21 protein-coding genes and 1 pseudogene are annotated in these 19,186 nt (G+C 57.8%); 8 read left to right on the forward strand and 14 right to left on the reverse strand.

Annotation, left to right across the window (positions count from 1 at the left end):
• Window positions 1-136 precede the first annotated feature (136 nt).
• The gene (locus tag AB9K34_RS09535) at window positions 137-1,210 is read right to left on the reverse strand and encodes a PRC-barrel domain-containing protein (protein ID WP_369954186.1); all 1,074 of its coding nucleotides are present in this window, start codon (window positions 1,208-1,210) and stop codon (window positions 137-139) included.
• Between the two features lie 897 nt (window positions 1,211-2,107).
• Here AB9K34_RS09535 and AB9K34_RS09540 point away from each other — a divergent pair.
• From AB9K34_RS09540 to AB9K34_RS09570, 7 genes are read left to right on the forward strand one after another with little or no spacing between them, the layout of a single operon-like run.
• Entirely contained in the window at window positions 2,108-2,404 is a 297-nt protein-coding gene (locus tag AB9K34_RS09540) for a hypothetical protein (protein WP_369954187.1), read from the forward strand.
• A gap of 11 nt (window positions 2,405-2,415) precedes the next feature.
• Window positions 2,416-2,793, forward strand: coding sequence for a hypothetical protein (locus AB9K34_RS09545; protein WP_369954188.1), 378 nt, complete (start codon window positions 2,416-2,418; stop codon window positions 2,791-2,793).
• 27 nt (window positions 2,794-2,820) lie between these two features.
• Window positions 2,821-3,006 (forward strand): hypothetical protein, encoded by a 186-nt coding sequence (locus tag AB9K34_RS09550; protein WP_369954189.1) that lies wholly within the window; start codon window positions 2,821-2,823, stop codon window positions 3,004-3,006.
• Complete coding sequence (locus AB9K34_RS09555; RefSeq protein WP_369954190.1) at window positions 2,999-4,417, forward strand: APC family permease; 1,419 nt, start codon at window positions 2,999-3,001, stop codon at window positions 4,415-4,417. Before AB9K34_RS09550 ends, AB9K34_RS09555 begins: the two co-directional genes overlap by 8 nt.
• A 12-nt stretch (window positions 4,418-4,429) precedes the next feature.
• Window positions 4,430-4,855, forward strand: coding sequence for a universal stress protein (locus AB9K34_RS09560; protein WP_369954191.1), 426 nt, complete (start codon window positions 4,430-4,432; stop codon window positions 4,853-4,855).
• The gene (locus AB9K34_RS09565; protein ID WP_369954192.1) at window positions 4,855-5,520 is read left to right on the forward strand and encodes a hypothetical protein; all 666 of its coding nucleotides are present in this window, start codon (window positions 4,855-4,857) and stop codon (window positions 5,518-5,520) included. Before AB9K34_RS09560 ends, AB9K34_RS09565 begins: the two co-directional genes overlap by 1 nt.
• Window positions 5,517-5,798, forward strand: coding sequence for a hypothetical protein (locus AB9K34_RS09570; RefSeq protein WP_369954193.1), 282 nt, complete (start codon window positions 5,517-5,519; stop codon window positions 5,796-5,798). Before AB9K34_RS09565 ends, AB9K34_RS09570 begins: the two co-directional genes overlap by 4 nt.
• Before the next feature lie 163 nt (window positions 5,799-5,961).
• Here AB9K34_RS09570 and AB9K34_RS09575 read toward each other — a convergent pair.
• The 9 genes and pseudogenes from AB9K34_RS09575 to AB9K34_RS09615 form a co-directional block, all read right to left on the reverse strand.
• Window positions 5,962-6,113: pseudogene (locus AB9K34_RS09575) on the reverse strand (IS630 family transposase); the annotation flags it as partial.
• Window positions 6,114-6,216: 103 nt separating this feature from the next.
• The gene (locus tag AB9K34_RS09580; RefSeq protein ID WP_369954194.1) at window positions 6,217-7,008 is read right to left on the reverse strand and encodes a crotonase/enoyl-CoA hydratase family protein; all 792 of its coding nucleotides are present in this window, start codon (window positions 7,006-7,008) and stop codon (window positions 6,217-6,219) included.
• 14 nt (window positions 7,009-7,022) lie between these two features.
• Window positions 7,023-8,123 (reverse strand): acyl-CoA dehydrogenase family protein, encoded by a 1,101-nt coding sequence (locus AB9K34_RS09585; protein ID WP_369954252.1) that lies wholly within the window; start codon window positions 8,121-8,123, stop codon window positions 7,023-7,025.
• Window positions 8,030-9,172, reverse strand: a complete 1,143-nt coding sequence (locus AB9K34_RS09590) for an acyl-CoA dehydrogenase family protein (protein ID WP_369954195.1) — start codon at window positions 9,170-9,172, stop codon at window positions 8,030-8,032. The genes AB9K34_RS09585 and AB9K34_RS09590 overlap by 94 nt, the downstream gene beginning before the upstream one ends.
• A gap of 113 nt (window positions 9,173-9,285) precedes the next feature.
• On the reverse strand, window positions 9,286-10,350 hold the full coding sequence (gene dctP, locus AB9K34_RS09595) for a TRAP transporter substrate-binding protein DctP (RefSeq protein WP_369954196.1): 1,065 nt from the start codon (window positions 10,348-10,350) through the stop codon (window positions 9,286-9,288).
• Entirely contained in the window at window positions 10,326-11,612 is a 1,287-nt protein-coding gene (locus AB9K34_RS09600; RefSeq protein ID WP_369954197.1) for a TRAP transporter large permease, read from the reverse strand. The genes dctP and AB9K34_RS09600 overlap by 25 nt, the downstream gene beginning before the upstream one ends.
• Window positions 11,609-12,196 carry a TRAP transporter small permease gene (locus AB9K34_RS09605; protein WP_369954198.1) on the reverse strand — a complete coding sequence of 196 codons (588 nt, stop codon included), beginning with the start codon at window positions 12,194-12,196 and terminating at the stop codon, window positions 11,609-11,611. Before AB9K34_RS09605 ends, AB9K34_RS09600 begins: the two co-directional genes overlap by 4 nt.
• A gap of 152 nt (window positions 12,197-12,348) precedes the next feature.
• Window positions 12,349-13,515, reverse strand: a complete 1,167-nt coding sequence (locus tag AB9K34_RS09610) for an acyl-CoA dehydrogenase family protein (RefSeq protein WP_369954199.1) — start codon at window positions 13,513-13,515, stop codon at window positions 12,349-12,351.
• Between the two features lie 3 nt (window positions 13,516-13,518).
• Window positions 13,519-14,721: a CaiB/BaiF CoA transferase family protein gene (locus AB9K34_RS09615; protein ID WP_369954200.1), complete on the reverse strand. Its 1,203-nt coding sequence runs from the start codon at window positions 14,719-14,721 to the stop codon at window positions 13,519-13,521.
• Window positions 14,722-14,900: 179 nt separating this feature from the next.
• Here AB9K34_RS09615 and AB9K34_RS09620 point away from each other — a divergent pair, with 179 nt between their 5' ends.
• Window positions 14,901-15,674, forward strand: a complete 774-nt coding sequence (locus tag AB9K34_RS09620) for an IclR family transcriptional regulator (protein WP_369954201.1) — start codon at window positions 14,901-14,903, stop codon at window positions 15,672-15,674.
• 121 nt (window positions 15,675-15,795) lie between these two features.
• Here AB9K34_RS09620 and AB9K34_RS09625 read toward each other — a convergent pair whose 3' ends face one another.
• Genes AB9K34_RS09625 through AB9K34_RS09640 form a run of 4 tightly spaced genes read right to left on the reverse strand, consistent with a single transcriptional unit; the run spans window position 15,796 to window position 19,181 of the window.
• Window positions 15,796-16,632 carry a fumarylacetoacetate hydrolase family protein gene (locus tag AB9K34_RS09625; RefSeq protein WP_369954202.1) on the reverse strand — a complete coding sequence of 279 codons (837 nt, stop codon included), beginning with the start codon at window positions 16,630-16,632 and terminating at the stop codon, window positions 15,796-15,798.
• 11 nt (window positions 16,633-16,643) lie between these two features.
• The gene (locus tag AB9K34_RS09630; protein ID WP_369954203.1) at window positions 16,644-17,372 is read right to left on the reverse strand and encodes an SDR family oxidoreductase; all 729 of its coding nucleotides are present in this window, start codon (window positions 17,370-17,372) and stop codon (window positions 16,644-16,646) included.
• Between the two features lie 26 nt (window positions 17,373-17,398).
• On the reverse strand, window positions 17,399-18,685 hold the full coding sequence (locus AB9K34_RS09635; RefSeq protein WP_369954204.1) for a TRAP transporter large permease: 1,287 nt from the start codon (window positions 18,683-18,685) through the stop codon (window positions 17,399-17,401).
• Between the two features lie 13 nt (window positions 18,686-18,698).
• The gene (locus tag AB9K34_RS09640) at window positions 18,699-19,181 is read right to left on the reverse strand and encodes a TRAP transporter small permease (RefSeq protein WP_369954205.1); all 483 of its coding nucleotides are present in this window, start codon (window positions 19,179-19,181) and stop codon (window positions 18,699-18,701) included.
• Between the last annotated feature and the right edge of the window lie 5 nt (window positions 19,182-19,186).

The following is a 19,186-nucleotide window of genomic DNA, read 5'->3' on the forward strand; positions in this document are numbered from 1 at the left end:
AGGACGGCAACGAGACGGCGCATGCCGAAAAAAAGCGCGGCGGCATTCACCCGGGTCCAGAGCATAAATGGCGCCTGAATCTCTGAATGGCGAGCGGAGCCGTTTCAGTGCTCCGCTCGATGTTGAGTGTTTTGCTTCAGTCGAGACCGAGTTGTTCGGCAAGACGCATGCCCGGATCAAGCACGCGAACCTCGTTCTCGTTGTATTCCGGCATGTTCTCCAGCTGGGATTGCGTGAACTCGGGCAGGATCAATTCATCTTCGCGGAGGATCAGCTTCTCCACGGGAACGGCGACTTCGTTCTCGCCCATTCCGAGAAAACCGCCAACGCCGATGATTGCGACGATCGTCTGTCCGCGCACGCCGATGAAGTCGACTTCGCCCACATCCTCGCCGGTTTCGGTCGCAACGCTACGACCGATCAGATCATCTGCCCGCCGGTTGAAAATAGGCAGCGGCTTGACGGATTCCTGATAGCGAGCGCGATCTTCGTTGGACATATTGCCAGCTTCGTCCGCATTGAAGTTTTCCATCACGACGCGGGCCTGCATCTGTTCGACATCGACATTCGCTTCGCCGCCATCGACCACGTTGACCTCGGGTTCTTCGCTTGTCACCGAGACATTCGCGGAGTCACCCTGTTCGACGTTTACCTGTGCATCTTCCTGGGTGACGTCGACCTGCGCTTCCTGCGCGTCGGAGATGTTCACCTGTGCCTCGCCTTTCTGGTACTCGATGCGCGGCTGTGCTTCCTGAATGGTAATTCTCGGTTCCGGGCGAATGAAACGTACTACCGGTTCGGGCTGATCAAGGTCGATGATCGGCTCACCGGTCTCTACATCGACCTGCGGCTTGGGGACCATCACCGTCACCACGGGTTCGGGGATCCGCACAGTGATCTGTGGCTGAGCCTGTTCGACCGTGATGATCGGGGCCTGCTGCCGTACGCGCACGGTGGGTTCAGGGACAACGACAGTGATTTCGGGTTGCGGCTGTTCAACCGTGACCACCGGCTGGCCCTGTGTCACTTCGACATTGGGATCAGGCACTGTCACGTTAACCGTGGCGTCTTCCTGCTCCACGACGACCTGGCCGCCCTCGGTCTGAACAACGGTTTCTTCTGTCTTGTCATTGGATTGTGCAAGGGCACCGCTGGCGACAAATGCGCTGACGGCAACTGTACCCAAAAGCGTTTTGATTGGCTGTTTCATCTGTGGTCCTCTTTGCGAACGGCGAAAACGGTCGGCACTCTGCGCATCGGATTCCGTCTCCCCCGATCAATTTGAATTTCCGTGCGAATCCCGCCTGAGGCTGTTCGTCCGGAGCCCGGGATGGCAGGCTTGTCTACCCCCCGAGTCTGGGCATGAGGATAATTGGATTGCGCCCGAGGGCGTGCGGAGTGGCACTAAACTGGAACAAGAATTGGGCGTTTTATTCGCATCCAGACCGCGTTGCTGCACGACTCGGCGCCCGAGGGTCGTTTGGCCGATGCCATATCGAAAACCCGAAGCACCGCATCAAGCGCGACAGGCGCTGCACCCTGACAGTCAAGTTGCGGAGCTTCGAATCCGTGTTGTCGCGATGCCCGTTTTGCCGTGCCTGACCCAATGGCGGCAGAGACCGCATACGATATGTCTTCGAAGGTAAGAAACTGCGGGCGTGCCACCTGAATTGAGCGACAGAGTCGCGCATGAAACGTCCGATTCACCCCTCTCAAGGACACCCGCATAAAGTGTGCGAACAACCTCTGTGCAGATGCGGATCAGGGTCAGATGAAAGCCCCGCATCGCTGACAACTCTGACGGTGCCTTCTGGTTCCCGATCGACGGCCCTCATAATTTCAAAATAAAATCAACTCTATAGACTGTTCTTTGGCCGTGATGACCCGGTTCGTCTTTTCAATCCGTCCACCTTTCGAGCCGCCCAAAATAGCTGCGGTGACTTCCCCGCACCGCACGAATCCACCGGAGCGAGGACGAGGAAAATATTTCTTTTGAATTCATGTATTTGGGTCTCTCGTTCAAGAAAAACTGCTATTTCGTTAATAATTTTGTATACTGAGTGGAAAAAAAATTGAATTTTAGAGAACAGCACAGGGAGGATCATCAATGACAGACAGCATGAAATCCAGAATCAACCGAATGTATATGGGCGACGTTTTCTTCGCCTTCGGTTTCGTCGTCGTACTTTGGGCTGTGGTGATTTTCGTCTTCCTCAGTGTCGTGTCACTGATCGGGGGCGGAGCGATTTCCAATGTCCTACTGCTGGGCGCAGCCCTTGTGCTGCTTTTCAATACGGCCGCCATCATCGCGATGATCCGGCACTACGCGCATGACAAGGATTTCATCTACGGCCTAGATATCCGCCATCTCGACGAGATGAAGCAGGTAAAGCGTCAGGGTTGAGGAAAACGGATATGAAAAAATTTTACGAGCCCCCCAAACAAAGCGGTATCGGGCAATTCTTCGATTCTGCCTTTCTCTTGGTACTGGTCTATGTCGCCCTGTTCGTTCCGCTGATTCTCGGACTGACAGGTGCGGGCAGTACAAATGACGTGCCCGAAACGATCAGTTGGGAAACGCTGGATCAGAACGAGGTCATGCAGGCCCAATGGGAGAAGCTGGGCTACACCCCGGAGACCGCCGCAGAAATCATCACGACCAAATTCGACTACTCGATCAATCCGGTTCTTCTGATCATCACTGCGGTCGTGATCATCGGCTACTTCGTCTTCCTCGTCAAAGTTTCGGACAAGGAGTACCGCGACGTCATCAGGGAGAAGTTCGACTCCTGAAATGTGTCGAACGGGAAAGGGACAAAAATGTGGATCATTCTGGAATACGCGGCCTGGGCGATATCGGGAGGATTGCTCCTTTGGATGTTGGCCGACGCGGCAAGGGTTAATCGCGAATTCGACGAGGACGTGCTGTTGTCGTCACGCGAGGGGGTCGATGAGCTGATCGAGCACGGGGAAGTGCCGGAAGCGGAGGGGTCGAAAAATGACTGATGGAACTGCCAACGGAGCGGCTGCAAGCGGGGCTGCTGCAAGCGGTGACGAACGCGTCGGCCTGCTGCGTGTTCTGGGGCCGGTGCATGTCTGGGCGCTTGGCGTGGGCATCGTGCTTGTCGGTGAATTCATGGGCTGGAACTTTTCGGTCGGAAAAGGCGGGGCACTGGGTGCCCTGATCGCCTGCTGGATCATCGGACTGCTATATACCTGCGTCGCGATGATCGATTCCGAGGTCACCTCGACGGTTGCCGCTGCCGGCGGACAATATGCGCAGGCCAAGCACATCATGGGACCGCTGATGGCGTTCAATGTCGGCCTGTATCTGGTGATGGCCTATACGATGCTTGAGGCCGCAGACGCGCTGATCGTCGGCGACCTTCTTGTCATCCTGGCCGAACAGACAGGCTATACGGATCTCGACCCGAAACCCTTTGTGATCATGATCATCGCCTTTCTGGCCTTCATGAATTATCGCGGCGTGTTCATGACGCTGACACTGAACTTCGTGATTACGGCGGCGGCCTTCGTCTCGATCATCATCCTGTTCATCGGCGTGCAACCATGGCAGCCGGGGGCAATCCTTCAGCATCAGGGGCTTTTGACGGATCTGCCATATGGCTGGATCGGTGTGATTGCGGCATTCCAGTTCGGCATCTGGTACTATCTCGGGATTGAAGGCACCTGTCAGGCCGCCGAAGAAGTGCGCTCGCCCAGCCGTTCATTGCCGCTGGGAACGATGACCGGGATCATGACGCTGCTGATTGCGGCGACGTTGACATGGTATGTCTGTTCGGGGCTGCTGCCCTGGGAATATCTCGGCCAGGCAACCGTGCCGCTCTATGACGCGGCCCGCATGACCGGAAGCACGACCCTGCAGGTATTCCTGTTCGTCGGCACCATGTTTGCGGCCACCGCATCGGCAAACGGTTGTATCAACGATGCGTCCCGCGCGTGGTTCTCGATGGGCCGTGACCGTTATATGCCGCTTTGGTTCGGCGCCGTGCACCCACGGTACCGCACGCCTTACAGGTCGATCCTGTTCCTGATCCCGATTGCCGTATCCTTCGCGTTTACCGGCCTTCTCGACCAGGTGATCACCTTCTCGATCCTGTCGGGCCTTCTGGGCTATACTTTCATGCCGATCAACATGATCATGTTCCGCAAGAAGTGGCCGCTGGGCAGCATCCACCGGGGCTATGTGCATCCGTTCCACCCGCTGCCGGCGATTGTGCTCATGGTGCTGTGCATCACCACGTTCTTCGCGACCTATCTGGGCTTCGGGACACAGTTGCTGGCCATGATGTGCTTCTACATCATCGTGTCCTTGTGGTTCTCGATGCATCGTTACAAATATGTCCGGCGCGCCGATCAGTTCACGATGAACTGGCCAAAACCGCTGGGTTACTGAGGAGTCGGCGTCATGATGGACAGAATTCTATGTGCGATCGACGGGTCGAAAGCGGCGCAGAGAGCGGTCGATTTCGGCGTTGCCCTTGCAGAGAAATGCGGAGCGGAAATCCGGTTCATCACCGTATCGACCGTGTCCCAGGCAAGCGCCGCCGACAGCCCGTTTTGGGATACCAAGCTGTTCAATGCGGGCGAAGACCTGATCAGGAAAGAGCTTTCAGATGCGCTCGAACATGCCGCTGCCACATCCGTCAACGCGACCTGCGCCACCGTGCACGGTCGTGATGTGGCTGCGGCCATCGTCGGCTATGCGTTGCATGAGGGTTTTGACCACATCGTCATGGGATCGACCGGTCACACCGCCTTTGGCCGGTTGCTCACCGGGTCTGTCGTCGATGATGTATTGAAGCGCAAGCATCCGCCAGTAACGGTCGTATGATGAGCGTCGCCGCCGCTTTTGCAGTGGTCGGGACCGCGGCGCTTGGTGCCCTCTATATCAAGGGAGCTCGGCACGAGAGATCGCGCCGGGCTATTCTGCTGGACAACTGTCTTGATCTGATCTCGCGGCCAGAGATCACGTTGGAACAAAACGGATATCCCGTTCTTTCAGGCAAGCGGGACGGATATGAAGCCGAGCTCAAGCTCTTGGCCGACACCATCCAGTTGCGCAAGTTGCCCGTCCTGTGGCTGATCGTGACAGTTCGGAGACCGCTGCCGATACCCGGCGTGTTGGACATGATGCTTCGGGCGAACAACACGGAATATTACTCTCCCCACGGTGAACTGGACGAAACAATCCCGTTGCCCGAGGGATGGAACGATCAAATGACCATCCGCAGCGATAACGCAGAGGCTGTGGCCCCCCTGCTCGATCGCCTCAAGGCGCAGGTCGAATATTTCAACGAAGAAGCGCGCGGCAAGGAAATTCTGATTACGCCGAAAGGTATCAGACTGATCTACCGCATTGATGAGAGCGACCGGGGGCACTACCTCGTGACCCGACTGCCCAAATTCGAAAACGGAACCGTGGACCGGGAAACAGCCGACCGCCTGCTGGCGCAGGCCAAGGCTATCGGTGATATTGTAGAAGGATCTTTGCAATGAGCGAACAGGACCGCCCCCCATACCACCCGGCGCTGGTCATGGTCGTGTCGGCCTTCCTTACCGGCATGGGGCAGGTCATGAACGGGCAGCCCAACCGGGGCCTGATGATGGCGTTCACCGCATTGTCCCTTGCCTGGGTCAGCTACAACCTGACGACGCCGGACCACAGCTTTGTCGGCCGATACGCCGGCGGCTTCATGATCCACGCCATCGCATTCATGGACGCGTTCCGTGTTGCCCGCTTTCGTTGGCACGAATGGATCGTCAATTCCCGTTGATCCGGCCGCTGCCCTCCCCTGACAAATCAAATTCAGCTATTTTGAGGTATGTTGCGGCGGTTTTGCCCTTCTACATCACTACGGCTTCAATTGAGCAACGGAACAGCAGGTGCGCACCTTCTGTTCTTGCCGCGCGTATGACGCTGCGGAGGACTTACCGCTTGTCATCCATCGCCACCACGTCGCCGGGTGCGAGCGTCGGCACCAAGAGGCTCTTGACGTATATACGGTAGATATCACCGTTCACTGGCCCGTCAAAGCCCCGGGCGCGTCGATCCGGTCATGATGCAGCGCGGCGATGAAGGTCGGCGTGTCCGGTGACAGAACGGGGCGACGCCCGGCAGGCGCGTGCTCATCGACGAGCAGCCTTCGTCAGGGAATTGAACGGACCCGGCGCTGGACGATTATACTTCCCGGATCAGCCCCCATCGGGCTTTCGCTTGGCGAGAAAGGCATTCACAGCTTCTGCGTGCTCTGCCGTCTTGTGTGCAAGTGCCTGATAGGCAGCAGACAACTCAAGCAAACTGCTCAGGCTGCTCATCTGGCCCTCGCGCAGCAGCCGTTTGGTAAGCCGAAGAGTTGGGCCTGGATTGGCGGCTATTCTGTTGGCCAGGGCCCGAGTCTCATCCATGAGCTGATCGTCGGGCACCACGCGGCTGACCAGCCCGCAATCCAGTGCCGCCTGCGCATCAAGCATTTCCCCGGTAAACGCCATTTCCGCCGCCTTGGACATTCCAACCACCCGGGGCAGCAACCAGGCTCCGCCGTCTCCTGGGATCAGACCCAACTTGATGAAGCTCTCTGCGAATTTCGCGCTTTCGCCCGCGATCCGAATGTCGCACATGCAACTCAGGTCACAGCCCGCCCCTATGGCATAGCCGTTCACCGCCGCGATCATTGGAACTTCAAGATTGTACATGGCCAGTGTCAGCCGCTGGATCCCCTGCTGGTACTCGGTGCGTATCGGCATCGGCCTGAGCGCGTCATCCTCGTATTTCTTCATGTCCCTTACATCGCCGCCGGCGGAAAAAGCTGCGCCTGAGCCAGTCACGATGACAACGCGAACCGAAGGGTCCCTCTCTATCCTGGCTGTCGCTTCGACGAACTCTTCAACAGCAGAGTTTCCGGTCAGAGGATTCCGCCTGTCAGGGTCGTTCATCGTCAAGGTGACGACTGGCCCGGCCTGATCGTACTTCAGGAAATTGGTCATGGTGATCCTTTCATCTACAATTCAATCGGCATTTTTTTTCGGGCTGAGACAGACAGCACGAATTCCAACGACGATTCCGTGGTGTTCAAAAGGGATTGCCCCAGTTTTCGGTTCCAGTAACTTTCCCCGCCATAAGCGATACGCGCCTCAACCAGACGACGGGTGTAAAGTTGCAGATCATGTTCCTCTGTTATGCCAATGGCACCGTGGACCGCGTGGGCGATGGCGCCGACACGAACGGCCGCTTCGCTGACGCGGGATTTGGCAATGGCGCTGGCCGAGGGATCCGCAAAGCCAGCCAACCCTAATTCGGCAGACATGCGCGCAGCGTAACAGTGTTCTGCCATTTCGCCGATCTGCTGCTGTATCGCCTGTTGCTTCGCGATCGCCCGACCGAACTGTTCGCGTTCCATCGCGTGGGAAACGGTCATCTCAAGCAGACGGCCCATGGCACCCGCCATTTCGACAGCTCGCATCAGGGCGCCTATCCGGAACCAGTCTTGTCGCTCTAAGGCCAGACCATCGGGAGCATCATGAGGCCAGAGCAGATCTGCACCCAGAATGCCTGACGAGGGGGATGCAAGCACGGTTGCCTCGTCAAGAGACAAGAGATTCCAATCCATTGGGTTGCGCGCGATCACGAAGCTGACGACACGGCCAAACGGTACGTTAGACAGCATCCTGCCTTCCGCCGTGGTGTGCAGAGGCCCCGGCGCAATGGCGACGGCACCGGAACCCGACGGGACCGCCGATGCCGTGCGAGCCACTATCGTGTCACCCAGTGGCAGCGGGGCAGCGTGTGCGCCCGCCTGAAACAAGACCGGAGCCAAATCAATCAGGCTCAGCCCCGCCCCTCCGTCAGCCTCGGGGACCATGGCGTCGACAAAACCGGCATCAACCAGCTCGTTCAAAAGCGTTTCAATTTCACCCGTCTGCTCTGCCTTGCGGACGTATTCAGCATTGCAGTGGGTTGCAAAGAGCTGTTTGGAGCTTTCTTCCAGCATTTTGTTGTCCTTGGTGCCTATCGCAATCCCAGACCGCGCGCGATCATGCCGCGCAGAATCTCTCTGGTGCCGCCGCGGAGCGAGTAGCTGGGAGCTGCACGTGCGACAAATACCGTGGTTTCCATCAAAGAGCGCGGTGGCTGCAATCGCGGATCAGCACTCAGCGCGTCCGCGATCATAACCGGGAGTTCCTGTTCGAAACTGGTGCCAAGATCCTTCACCATTGCGGCCTGGACAATCGGGCTTTCGCCGGCGGCCAGGCGAGCGGTGACCGCAATGCTCAGTTCGCGCAAGGTGGCAAGATGGGCGATCGCCCTGCCCAGTTTCTCATCATGCGACTGCGGCGTGGCGCGCAGCCAGTTCAGCCACCCGTCGAGCAGAACGATGCTACTGAGGATCCGTTCGGGCCCGGAACGTTCAAATGCAAGTTCGGCAGTGACCTGTTCCCATCCGCAGCCCTCATCGCCAATCAGCGTATTGTCGGGCAGGAAAACATCCTTGAAAAAAACTTCGGAAAAATGGGCGTCCCCGTTCAGGTCCTTAATCTCACGAATTTCCACCCGCGGAGCGGACAGGTCGATTACAAACTGAGATAGCCCTTGGTGCCGGTCAGCAGCGTTGCCTGACGTGCGCACCAGCGCAATCATGTAATGTGACCGCGTGGCATTGGTGGTCCAGATCTTCTGTCCGTTCAACAGCCAGCCGCCATCGGTCTTTTTAGCGCGACTGCGCACGCTCGCAAGATCGGACCCCGCGTTTGGTTCGCTCATCCCGATACAGAAGAAGCTCTGTCCAGCGCAAATGCCGGGGAGATAGCGTTGCTTCTGCTCTTCCGAGCCATAGCGCTGGATCAAAGGACCGCTTTGCCGGTCCGCAATCCAATGAGCAGATACCGGCGCACCTGCGGCCAATAGCTCCTCGACGATGACATAGCGGCGAAAGAAACCGGCTTCCTGGCCTCCATACTTCTTTTCAATCGAGAGCCCAAGCCAGCCCTTTTCTGCCATCTTCCGGCTGAATTCCGCAGAGAACCCCATCCATGAGCGCGCTCGGACAACAGCAGGTAGATTCGCGGTCTCCTGCTGCGCAAAGGCACGGACCTCGGCACGTACCGCTTCATCTTCTGCCGGCACGTTCGAGAGAGATAAGGGACTCAACATTATGTCGTACTTCCACGTCTGCACAAAAGCATATTTCGCGCCTCACACATGCTTGCTGGTACTTGCTACAGGCCCCGGCTGTGCCGGGACCTGCAGCCCGATAAAAGGCCGGGTCAGTTCAATTCGTTCATGAAAGCCTTCATCACGACGGTTCCCGGTTTGCCACGGGAATCCAGTTCCGCAGCCCATTCTACCCCGACGGATTCAAGCGAGTTACGGATTTCGGTAACATCGGCATCGGGCAGTGTTACAAATCTCACCCCGGCATCGGAAATCTTCTGCTTGTCACCTTCCACCAGATCATCAATCACGGCACAGGCGTGCCGGGTGGCGCGTTCGCCAGCTTCGGTCAGGGCCTGCTGAACGTCAGGCGAGAGACTGTCATATTTGGATTGGCTGATCATGTATGCGGTTACAAAAGACCCAAGGTTCAAACCCTGTGTCGCCGTTTTCAGGTGCGGAGCCAGATCATAGGGAAATATGGACCCATACGGAAACACGATCGCGTCCACAGTTCCACGCGACAGAGCTTCGCGAGCCTCGGGCGCTGACATCTGCACAGGGACTCCACCCAATTTGGTCATGGCAAGCGCCTGAGACCCGCCGCTGGTACGGATTTTCTGGCCACTGATGCTCTCAATCCCCGTAAGCTCTTTGGCCGAAAACAGCTGATAGGGTGGCAGGGCGAGCACCATCAGGGCACGAAGGCCTTCCGGGGCGTACTCCACCTCATCCAGAACGCCGCCGGGCTTCGCGAGTTCCCAATAGGCCATTGTCCCTTCGCATGAACTGTCGAAAGTGCCAGGCAACTGGGCCACCGAACTGAGCGGCAACTTGTCCGCCAGATAGGACGCCCCGATATATCCGATGTCTGCAACACCGGTCTGGGTCAGCGAAAGCATGTCCTTTGCTTTGCCCAGCTGCTGCGCCGGGAAATACTCGATGCCGACTGCGCCGCTGGTGTTTTCCTCCACATCCTCGACGAATGGCTTCAGCAGGTTTTCCGCTATATAGTGTCCTACGGGAAGACTGTCCGCCACGCGTAGCGTGACGTCCTGGGCCATCGCGGCGCTGGCACCGACACCGAGGGCAAGGCTCGCGATCAGGCATATCTTATTGTTTTTCATGTACTTTCTCCTCCTTGAAAGACGTGTCATTGCATAGTCGAGGGCAGCCATAGAATGATCTGGGGAAAGGCTGCCAGCAGGGCGATCACAATCAGATGCGCCCAGAAATGGGGCATGACTCCCCGGAACAGTTCGCCCAAGGGGCGACGAGTGTACCGGGCCACGACGAAAACATTCATTCCCATCGGAGGCGTGACCATACCAACTTCTGCGGTAACGACGATCAGGACGCCGAACCAAACCGGGTCAAAGCCCAACTGAGAAATGAGCGGCAGGGCCACAGGTACCGTCAGGATGAGAATGGCGATCTGATCCATGAAGAAACCAAGGATCAGGTATCCCACCAATATGACGGCAAGGATGATCCAACGGGATACCTCAAGGGTCCCGACCCAGTCTGCAAGATCATTGGTGACACGGGTCAGCGTAAAGAAATAGCCGAAAACATGGGCCCCCAGAATGATGAAAAGGATCATGCAGGTTGTTTGAGCGGCCGAACGCAATGCCTGCCAGCTGTTCGAGAGAGTAAGCTTGCGCTCCCAAGCTGCGATCAGCATGGCACAGAAGGCCCCGATACCTGCGGCCTCGGTCGGCGTTGCTATGCCGGAATAGATCGTACCGGTAACGGCAAAGAACAGGATCAACACCGGGCCCACTCTTTTGAGCGAGCCGAACTTCTGGGCGAAACCATAGGCTTGCCCCTTGGGGGCCGCCTCGGGATCGCGCCAAACCAGAAAAGCGATGGTCAGCATGATCGTTGCTGTGACAAGGATTCCGGGGAAAACGCCCCCCACCAGCAGCGCTGAAACGGGGATATCCGCAATAATTCCATAGAGGATCAAGGCGATCGATGGCGGAATAAGCATGGCCAGAGTTCCCGAAATCGCGACAACGCCTCCAGCCAGTTTCGGGTCGTACCCCTCTTTCAACATCGCCGGTATCGAAGTAGAGGCAAGCGTCGCCGCTGCCGCAGTGGATGACCCCGAAATCGCGCCGAAACCGGCCCCGGCCAGTGCCGTCGCCATCGCGACCCCACCGCGCAGACGGCCGACCCAGACCGTCGCGGCGCGAAACAGATCGTTTGCGACACCTGAAATGATGATGAATTCCGCCATCAGGATAAACATCGGTATCGTGATTATCTCGTAATCGCTGGCGGTAGAGAGGGGTGTGGTCTTGAGGATGCCTTGAAGGATCGGCCAGCCCCCGAACATGTACAGCCCTACGGCCCCTGATACGCCCATCGCAAGGGCCACGGGCAGGCCCGTCACTAGCAAGAGAAACAGAAGCACGAGAACAATTGTCACGGTCATTCGCCATGCTCCGCGGTTTTGGCGTCGGTATTTGCAGGCGCCGGCACCTCGACCAGGTCCCGCTCGGAAAAAACCGAGGCCAGATGGAGCACGGCCCGATATCCGCATCGCAAGCAAAGCGTGGCCATGCCCGTCGCGAGAAGCGCATAAGCGATCCATGTCGGCCAGGCTACAACCTCGGCTATGCGATCGTCCGACAAGAAAGCGTCACGTGCCTGGCTGATGCCAAGCCAAGTCATGATGGCAATGAAGAGCGTCGAGGCGCCGTATCCCAGGCCCTGTGTGAGATGCCGCACCGGTCTGGGCAGAAACGGCACGAAGACATCGAGCGCAATATGACCGTGATGGTTCAGGCTGTCGGACAACGCCAGAAAGAACACTGCACCAATCAAGTACAATCCGATCAGACTGTATGACCAGCTTAATGGCGCTGACAGAACATAGCGCAGGCAGACATCGATCACCACGATCAGCATGATGGCCGCCATGGCCAGTCCGGATATGCCGATCAGAACGGTCTCTGCGCGCCCCAACAGCGCAGAGACCGCATTTGCCGGTTTGTTCTCCTCCCTTACTCCTCCCATAGTTTCCTCCTGACTGGGTTTGGTAGCTTGCACTCAGAATCTTGCGAACCGTGCGTCCGTTCTGTTTTCCGACCTGCGTATGGTCGAACTGAAGGAGCATGACCGATCCTTGTCTGAAACTTCGTAATCTGTTCTGGGCATGGGCCTGTTCGTCAGTAGGATTTCGGTAGGCCAAGTACTTTCTCGGCGATGAAGCAAAGGGCGAGTTGTGGAGAAACCGGCGCGATCCGCGGGATCAGACTTTCACGCAGATATCTTTCGACATGATATTCCTTGGCGTAGCCGAAACCGCCGTGGGTCATTACCGCCGTCTGGCACGCGCTGAATCCTGCCTCGCCCGCAAGATATTTCGCGGTATTCGCAGAAGCACCGCACGGCAGCCCATTGTCATATTCCCAAGCCGCCTTCATGATCATCAACCAAGCCGCTTCCAGTTCCGCGTGACAGATTGCAAGCGGATGCTGAATCGACTGATTTTTGCCAATCGGGCGATTGAAAACCACCCGTTCACGAGCATATTCGGTTGCGCGCTTCAGCGCCGCAAAGCCAAGCCCTACTGCTTCTGCCGCGATCAGGATACGTTCCGGATTAAGTCCGTGCAGGATGTACTCAAAGCCGCGCCCTTCCTCACCGATCCGGTCGGTTTCAGGAATCTCGAAATCCTCGAAAAACAGTTCATTCGAGTCCACAGCCTTACGACCCATCTTGTCGATTTCCGAAACCTTGATGCGGGCTCGGTCAAACGGCGTATAAAACAAGGACAGCCCGTGCGTTGGCGATCTGACCTCCTCCAGCGGTGTCGTACGCGCCAGGACCAATAGGTTGTCGGCTTCCTGCGCGGTGGAGATCCAGACCTTCTGACCATTCACCACGTATTTGTCGCCTTGCTTCTCGGCCCGCAATTTCAATTGGGTCGTGTTCAGCCCGGTATTGGGTTCGGTAACAGCGAAACAGGCTTTCTCACGCCCCTCGACCATAGGGCGGATCATCCGCTCTTTCTGTTCTTCTGTTCCGTACACGGCCACGGGATTGAGACCGAAAATGTTGATATGTACGGCGGAAGCGCCCGATAGCCCGGCTCCGGACTCCGAAATGGTGCGCATCATCAGGGCCGCTTCGGTAATACCCAGGCCCGCACCACCCTGCGCTTCGTCGGTGCATATTCCGAGCCATCCCTCGACGGCCAGCGCATCGTAGAAATCCAAGGGAAATCCTCCCTCCCGATCGCGCTTCAACCAGTATTCGGCATCGAATCTTTCGCAGATCCGGCTCACTGCGTCGCGGATCGCTCTTTGATCTTCGGTCAGGGAGAAATCCATCTGTCAGTCCTCTATTGCCACACGCAATGCGCCGTTGTCCTGCAACGCGGCGATTTCGCTGTCGGTAAACCCGGCCTCGGCCAATATTTCGGGACCGTGCTCGCCCAGGCGTGGTGCAAGGCGCTGCGGCTTGACCGGGGTACGTGAAAAACTGACCGGGACAGCCATCTGCCGAAGTCTGCCTTCAGTGGGATGGTCCACGGTCTCGAAAAAGCCGGTTGCCTTTAGATGCGGGTCCTCAAATACGGATTCATAGCTGTGCATCGGCATTGCCGGCACGTCTGCACGTTCAAAGATCTCCAGCCATTTTGCGGTGGTCTTTGTGCGAACGATCTGACCCAATGTCGCGTAAACGAAATCAATATTCGCCATGCGGTTCGCAAAACTAGCGAAACGTTCATCCGTTTCGGGAATATCCGTGCGCCCGATTGCCTCGAAGAAGCGACGCCAGTGACCGTCGGTGTAGATCAGAGCACAAACATAACCGTCCTGGGTCTGATAAGGACGACGATCCGGAGACAGATGCCGGGCATAGCCGCCTTCGTCCAGTGGAGGGTCGTATGTCAGCCCGCCCATGTGATCGCCCATGATCATCGAGATCATGGTTTCAAACATCGGAATTTCGATTTTCTGCCCTTTGCCTGAGGTGGTTCTCTCAACCACCGCAGCCAGGATCGCGTTAACGCCGGCCATTCCGACGATACGGTCCGCAATGGCTGCCGGCACATAGGCGGGTTTGCCTCCGGCTCGAACAAAGCCATGTGAAATGCAGGAACCGCCCTGGATCAGATCATCATAGGCCGGCCGGTTCGCATAAGGCCCTGACTGCCCGTAACCCACAAGTGCAGCATAGATCAGGCGCGGGTTCAGACCGGCGAGGTCTTCATACGACAGACCCAGCCGGGCCATCGCCCGAGGACGGATATTGGTAACGAGCACATCAACCGTCTTTACCAGTTCGAGGATCGCGGCGCGGCCTTCCGGCTGTTTCAGGTTCAGAGCAATGTCCCGTTTCGAGCGGTTCACGTTCAGGAACAAGGGTCCCATATCCGCATGTCGCGACGGGCCGATCTGGCGGACGACATCGCCCTCAGGCGACTCGACCTTGATCACATCTGCCCCGTAGTCCCCCAGAATCTGAGAGGCGTAGGGACCCATCAACACCGTAGACAGGTCCAAAATGCGCAACCCCTTTAACAGGCTCATTGCTTTCCTTCCATTTTGTCCATATATATGAACAATATATTCACCATATGGATCATTAATCGAAACGCGATCCGCTTTGTCAATAGGATTCTGGACTCTGAAGACCGCCGGGGGTTGTTGCCGGCAGGGCGCTAAAGAGAGAGAATAAGCAAAGTGAGATCACCAGCCGGAGCCGCTCAATGGCAGTCAAGCAAGTCGAAAACCTATTGGGATTGCTGGAATTTTTCGCTGAACGTAAGAGTCCCGCCACATTGGCCGATGTTGTGGCGCATTTCGGCTGGGCGCGGTCCAGCGCCTTCAACATTCTGACGACGCTGGTGGAAAACGGATATCTCTACGAACCCAAGGCGCGCTCGGGATTCTATCCATCACCCAGATGGCTGCAACTGGCTCAATCAATTGCGGAAGGTGAGCCAATCTCCGAAAAGCTTCGCCAGGTGATGACCGAACTGGCCACCCAGACCGGGGAAACAATCTGGATCTCTGCATCCAGTGGGCTGTTTGCTGTATTTATCGACATTGTCGAATCGATGGCCAACATTCGCTACACCGCCAAGGCGGGCAAGCGGGTTCCCATCCATGCAACGGCGTCCGGGCAGGCGCTGCTTTCACAACTTCCAGAACAGGATCGCAGCGTGTTGCTGCGAAAAGTCAACTTTGAGCGATATGGTGCCAATACCCCGATGAGCATCTCCGAGGTTCTGGATCAAATCGAGGCCGGGCGTCGGCGTGGATGGTTCGAGTCCGCCTCGAACTATTCACCTGACCTTGGTGGCGTGGCCGTGCCCTTGGTGGACGGTCATCGGACCTACAGCGTCACCGTTGCAGGGCCTTTATACCGCGTCCGCGACAAGGCAGTCGAACATGCGCGTTGTATCCATGAAACGATAAACCGAATCTACGGTCGGGATCATAGCCGCACAACGCTCACAAACTTCGACATTCCGTTTTAAGCGACACCCACATTTGCGTGACCTGAGGCATCCGGGTGGGCGCGGCGGTCGGGACGGCATCGGGCCAGCAGCCTGATCAGGAGCCCGGCGGGCTGACCAGTGAGCCGCGCCGGGTTTGATATCAGTCCGCGACGACGCTCTGTCGCTGGACACCAAGGCCTTCGATACCCAGTTCGACAATGTCGCCTTCTTTCAGATATTGCGGCGGCGTCTGCCCCATACCGACGCCCGGAGGTGTCCCCGTCGAAATCACATCGCCCGGTTGCAGGGTCATGAACTGGCTGAGGTAGGACACGAGATAGGCAACGCCATAGACCATCGTTCTGGTCGATCCATCCTGTTTGGTTTCGCCATTCACCGTCAGCCACATTCCAAGTTCCTGCGGGCTGGCAATCTCGTCCGGGGTCACGAGCCAGGGTCCGATCTGGCCATAATTGTCGCACGATTTGCCCTTGGTCCACTGCCCGGCGCGCTGCAGCTGAAAATCGCGTTCCGATACATCGTTGGTCACGGCATAGCCCGCCACATGCTGCATGGCATCGGCTTCGGATACGTATTTCGCGGGTTTGCCGATGATCACCGCCAGTTCAACCTCCCAATCGGTCTTGGTTGATCCGCGCGGGATCACGATCGGATCGTTCGGCCCGCAAATGGCCGAACTTGCCTTCATGAAAATCACCGGTTCGGGTGGCACGTCCATACCGCTTTCGGCGGCATGGTCGGCATAGTTCAGACCAATGCAGATGAACTTTCCGGTGCCGGCGACCGGCGGCCCGAGACGTGGCGCGCCTTCCACAAGCGGCAGAGCCGAAACATCCATCCCCTTCAGGGCGGCGAGGTTTTCAAGCACCGCGCCGGACAGGTCCGGAATGAGGCCGGACAGATCCCTGATGTTGCCATCAACGTCCAGGACACCCGGTTTTTCCGCGCCCTGGGCGCCAAATCGCACAAACTTCATCTCACTCTCCTTCAGATAGCCCAGCCGCCATCCACGATATGGCATTGGCCGGTCGTAAATGCACTTGCATCGCTGGCGAGATACAGCGCAAGCGCAGCGATCTCTTGCGGTGTACCGATACGCCCCATGGGCTGACGGGCGATGAAATCGCCCATCGCCTTGTCGTAATCCCCGGTCGCCCGAAGGCGGTCGTGCAACGACGGGCTTTCGACGGTCCCGGGACAGATCGCGTTGCAACGGATTCCGTCCGTGACAAAATCGGCGGCAACCGATTTCGTCAGCCCGATCACCGCCGCTTTTGACGCACAATAGGCAAAGCGGTTCGGCACGCCTTTCACGCTGGATGCAACCGAAGCCATATTGATGATCGAACCCGACCCCTTTACCAGCATGCCGGGCAGATAGGCGCGGATCATCCGGTATTGGGCCTTCGCATTCAGATCAAAAGCGAAGTCCCAATCACTGGCAGCGCACTCCATCACTGTGCCGGCATGGACGACGCCCGCGCAATTGAACAGCACGTCGATCGGCCCGGTCTCTTCGGCAAGTGCCGTAATGGCGGCGGCATCGGTGACATCGAGACGCCGGGACGTCGTGCCATCGATCTGCGTGACCGCTTCGGCATTCAGGTCGGTGGCCCAGACCGTCGCCCCCGCCGCGACAAAGGCTTCGGCGGTTGCGCGACCTATTCCCTGTCCGGCGGCTGTGATGAGACAGGTCTTGCCTGAAAGTGCTGTCATATCGGTCTCCTGATTTGGGAATGTGGTCATGCGCCGGCCTTTCCAAGCAACAGATCCGGCAGGAAAGTCACCAGCGTGGGGAAGAAGATCAGCAGCAACAGCACCACGATCAGCGGGATGAGGAAGGGCAGGATTGCGCGGGTCAGCACGCTGAGGCTGATCCCCGACACGCCCGAGATCACGAAAAGCCCTATCCCCATGGGCGGCGTCATCAGACCGATCATCAGATTGAAGATGAAGACCACCCCGAAATGCACCGGATCTATGCCGACCGCCGCGACTGTCGGCGCCAGGGCCGGCACCGCCAGGATCATGATCGCGAGACCCTCGACAAAGAATCCGGCGATGAACAGGAACAGGTTGATGATGAGCAGCAGCAACAGCGGATTTTCGGTCAGCGATGTCAGCCAGATCGACAGGTTCTTGGGCGCCTCATGCGCGGCAAGAACCCAGGCAAAAACGCTGGCCGTCGCCACGATGAAACAGACCATCGCCGTGGTGCGTATGGTGTCGAGGATGACGTCGTACAGTTCCCTGAATCCGATCTCGCGATAGACGAGCATCGACAGCACGATGGCATAGGCCGAGGCGCCGACAGCGGCCTCGGTCGGCGAGAACAGCCCGCCCACGATTCCCGCGATGATGATCGCCGGGGTGAGCAACGGCAGAACCGCACGCAGGAAGCTGCGGCAGACATGACCAAGCGTTGGTACATCGTCGCGCGGAAAGTTGCGGCGACGGGCAACGATGCCAATCAGGATCATGAGCGCCACCGCGGTCAGAAGTCCGGGCACCACCCCGCCCAGGAACAGCCGCCCGATCGAGGCATCCGCCAGCACGCCATAGATCACCATGGGGATCGATGGCGGAATCAGCGGCCCGATCACCGAAGACGAGGCCGTGACGGCACCGGCAAACCCGTCGGTGTATCCGGCCTTTCGCATCGCCCGGATTTCCATGTTCCCGAGTCCCCCGGCATCGGCCAGCGCCGACCCCGACATGCCCGAAAAGATGATCGACGCCACCACATTCACATGGGCCAGCCCGCCCCGGAAATGACCGACGAGCGATCTGGCGAAGACAAAGACGCGCTCGGTAATGCCGCCTGCATTCATCAGATTGCCCGCGAAGATGAAAAAGGGCACCGCCAGCAGCGGGAAGCTGTCCGATATGGATTTGGTCATTCGTTGCGCCATGACAGCCAGCGGCGTGCCATCGGACCAGAGCTGGATCATCGCCGAAATGCCAAGGGTAAAGGCCACACCCATACCGAGAAGCAGAAGCGCCAGCCAAAGGAATATCATTGCAAACATTGTGTCAGGGCCTTCAGATCAACGAGCCATCGGCATCTTTCGGGGCACCGTGCCGCGCCGCGCGCATGAGGTTCGCTGCGGTGCGCACGGCGATAAGTGCGGCGGAAACGGGCACGGCGGCATATTCCCAGGATGAACTGATACCCATCGCAATCGTGGGCAGCTTGCGGACCTTCCAGGCAACATCAGTGCCATGCCAGCAAAGCGCTACGGCAAAGCCGAGGACAAGAAGCTGCATGGCCATGTAAACCGTGGTGCGCAGTCGGCTGGGAAACCGGTTGGTCAGCAATGTGATCGAGATATGCCCGTTCAGCCGGACCAGATAAGCCGCCCCCAGAAACACGATCCACAGAAACAGGAAGCGCGCGGCCTCTTCCGACCAGGCCAGGGGATAGGGAAAGAAATGGCGGCTGAGGATTTGCAGGACAAGCACCCCAAAGGCCGTCAGAAACAGAATCACCAGAAGAATCTCTTCCAGTTTTTCGAACATGCGCATGTCAT

It is taken from the genome of Sedimentitalea sp. XS_ASV28 (genome assembly GCF_041224545.1).
GTDB lineage: Bacteria > Pseudomonadota > Alphaproteobacteria > Rhodobacterales > Rhodobacteraceae > Sedimentitalea.

Excerpts from the sequence above, each read along its gene's own strand:
- AB9K34_RS09535 (WP_369954186.1), bottom strand. The coding sequence starts at position 1,210 with ATGAAACAGCCAATCAAAACGCTTTTGGGTACAGTTGCCGTCAGCGCA.
- AB9K34_RS09540 (WP_369954187.1), top strand. The coding sequence starts at position 2,108 with ATGACAGACAGCATGAAATCCAGAATCAACCGAATGTATATGGGCGAC.
- AB9K34_RS09545 (WP_369954188.1), top strand. The coding sequence starts at position 2,416 with ATGAAAAAATTTTACGAGCCCCCCAAACAAAGCGGTATCGGGCAATTC.
- AB9K34_RS09550 (WP_369954189.1), top strand. The coding sequence starts at position 2,821 with ATGTGGATCATTCTGGAATACGCGGCCTGGGCGATATCGGGAGGATTG.
- AB9K34_RS09555 (WP_369954190.1), top strand. The coding sequence starts at position 2,999 with ATGACTGATGGAACTGCCAACGGAGCGGCTGCAAGCGGGGCTGCTGCA.
- AB9K34_RS09560 (WP_369954191.1), top strand. The coding sequence starts at position 4,430 with ATGATGGACAGAATTCTATGTGCGATCGACGGGTCGAAAGCGGCGCAG.
- AB9K34_RS09565 (WP_369954192.1), top strand. The coding sequence starts at position 4,855 with ATGAGCGTCGCCGCCGCTTTTGCAGTGGTCGGGACCGCGGCGCTTGGT.
- AB9K34_RS09570 (WP_369954193.1), top strand. The coding sequence starts at position 5,517 with ATGAGCGAACAGGACCGCCCCCCATACCACCCGGCGCTGGTCATGGTC.
- AB9K34_RS09580 (WP_369954194.1), bottom strand. The coding sequence starts at position 7,008 with ATGACCAATTTCCTGAAGTACGATCAGGCCGGGCCAGTCGTCACCTTG.
- AB9K34_RS09590 (WP_369954195.1), bottom strand. The coding sequence starts at position 9,172 with ATGTTGAGTCCCTTATCTCTCTCGAACGTGCCGGCAGAAGATGAAGCG.
- dctP (WP_369954196.1), bottom strand. The coding sequence starts at position 10,350 with ATGGCTGCCCTCGACTATGCAATGACACGTCTTTCAAGGAGGAGAAAG.
- AB9K34_RS09600 (WP_369954197.1), bottom strand. The coding sequence starts at position 11,612 with ATGACCGTGACAATTGTTCTCGTGCTTCTGTTTCTCTTGCTAGTGACG.
- AB9K34_RS09605 (WP_369954198.1), bottom strand. The coding sequence starts at position 12,196 with ATGGGAGGAGTAAGGGAGGAGAACAAACCGGCAAATGCGGTCTCTGCG.
- AB9K34_RS09610 (WP_369954199.1), bottom strand. The coding sequence starts at position 13,515 with ATGGATTTCTCCCTGACCGAAGATCAAAGAGCGATCCGCGACGCAGTG.
- AB9K34_RS09615 (WP_369954200.1), bottom strand. The coding sequence starts at position 14,721 with ATGAGCCTGTTAAAGGGGTTGCGCATTTTGGACCTGTCTACGGTGTTG.
- AB9K34_RS09620 (WP_369954201.1), top strand. The coding sequence starts at position 14,901 with ATGGCAGTCAAGCAAGTCGAAAACCTATTGGGATTGCTGGAATTTTTC.
- AB9K34_RS09625 (WP_369954202.1), bottom strand. The coding sequence starts at position 16,632 with ATGAAGTTTGTGCGATTTGGCGCCCAGGGCGCGGAAAAACCGGGTGTC.
- AB9K34_RS09630 (WP_369954203.1), bottom strand. The coding sequence starts at position 17,372 with ATGACAGCACTTTCAGGCAAGACCTGTCTCATCACAGCCGCCGGACAG.
- AB9K34_RS09635 (WP_369954204.1), bottom strand. The coding sequence starts at position 18,685 with ATGTTTGCAATGATATTCCTTTGGCTGGCGCTTCTGCTTCTCGGTATG.
- AB9K34_RS09640 (WP_369954205.1), bottom strand. The coding sequence starts at position 19,181 with ATGCGCATGTTCGAAAAACTGGAAGAGATTCTTCTGGTGATTCTGTTT.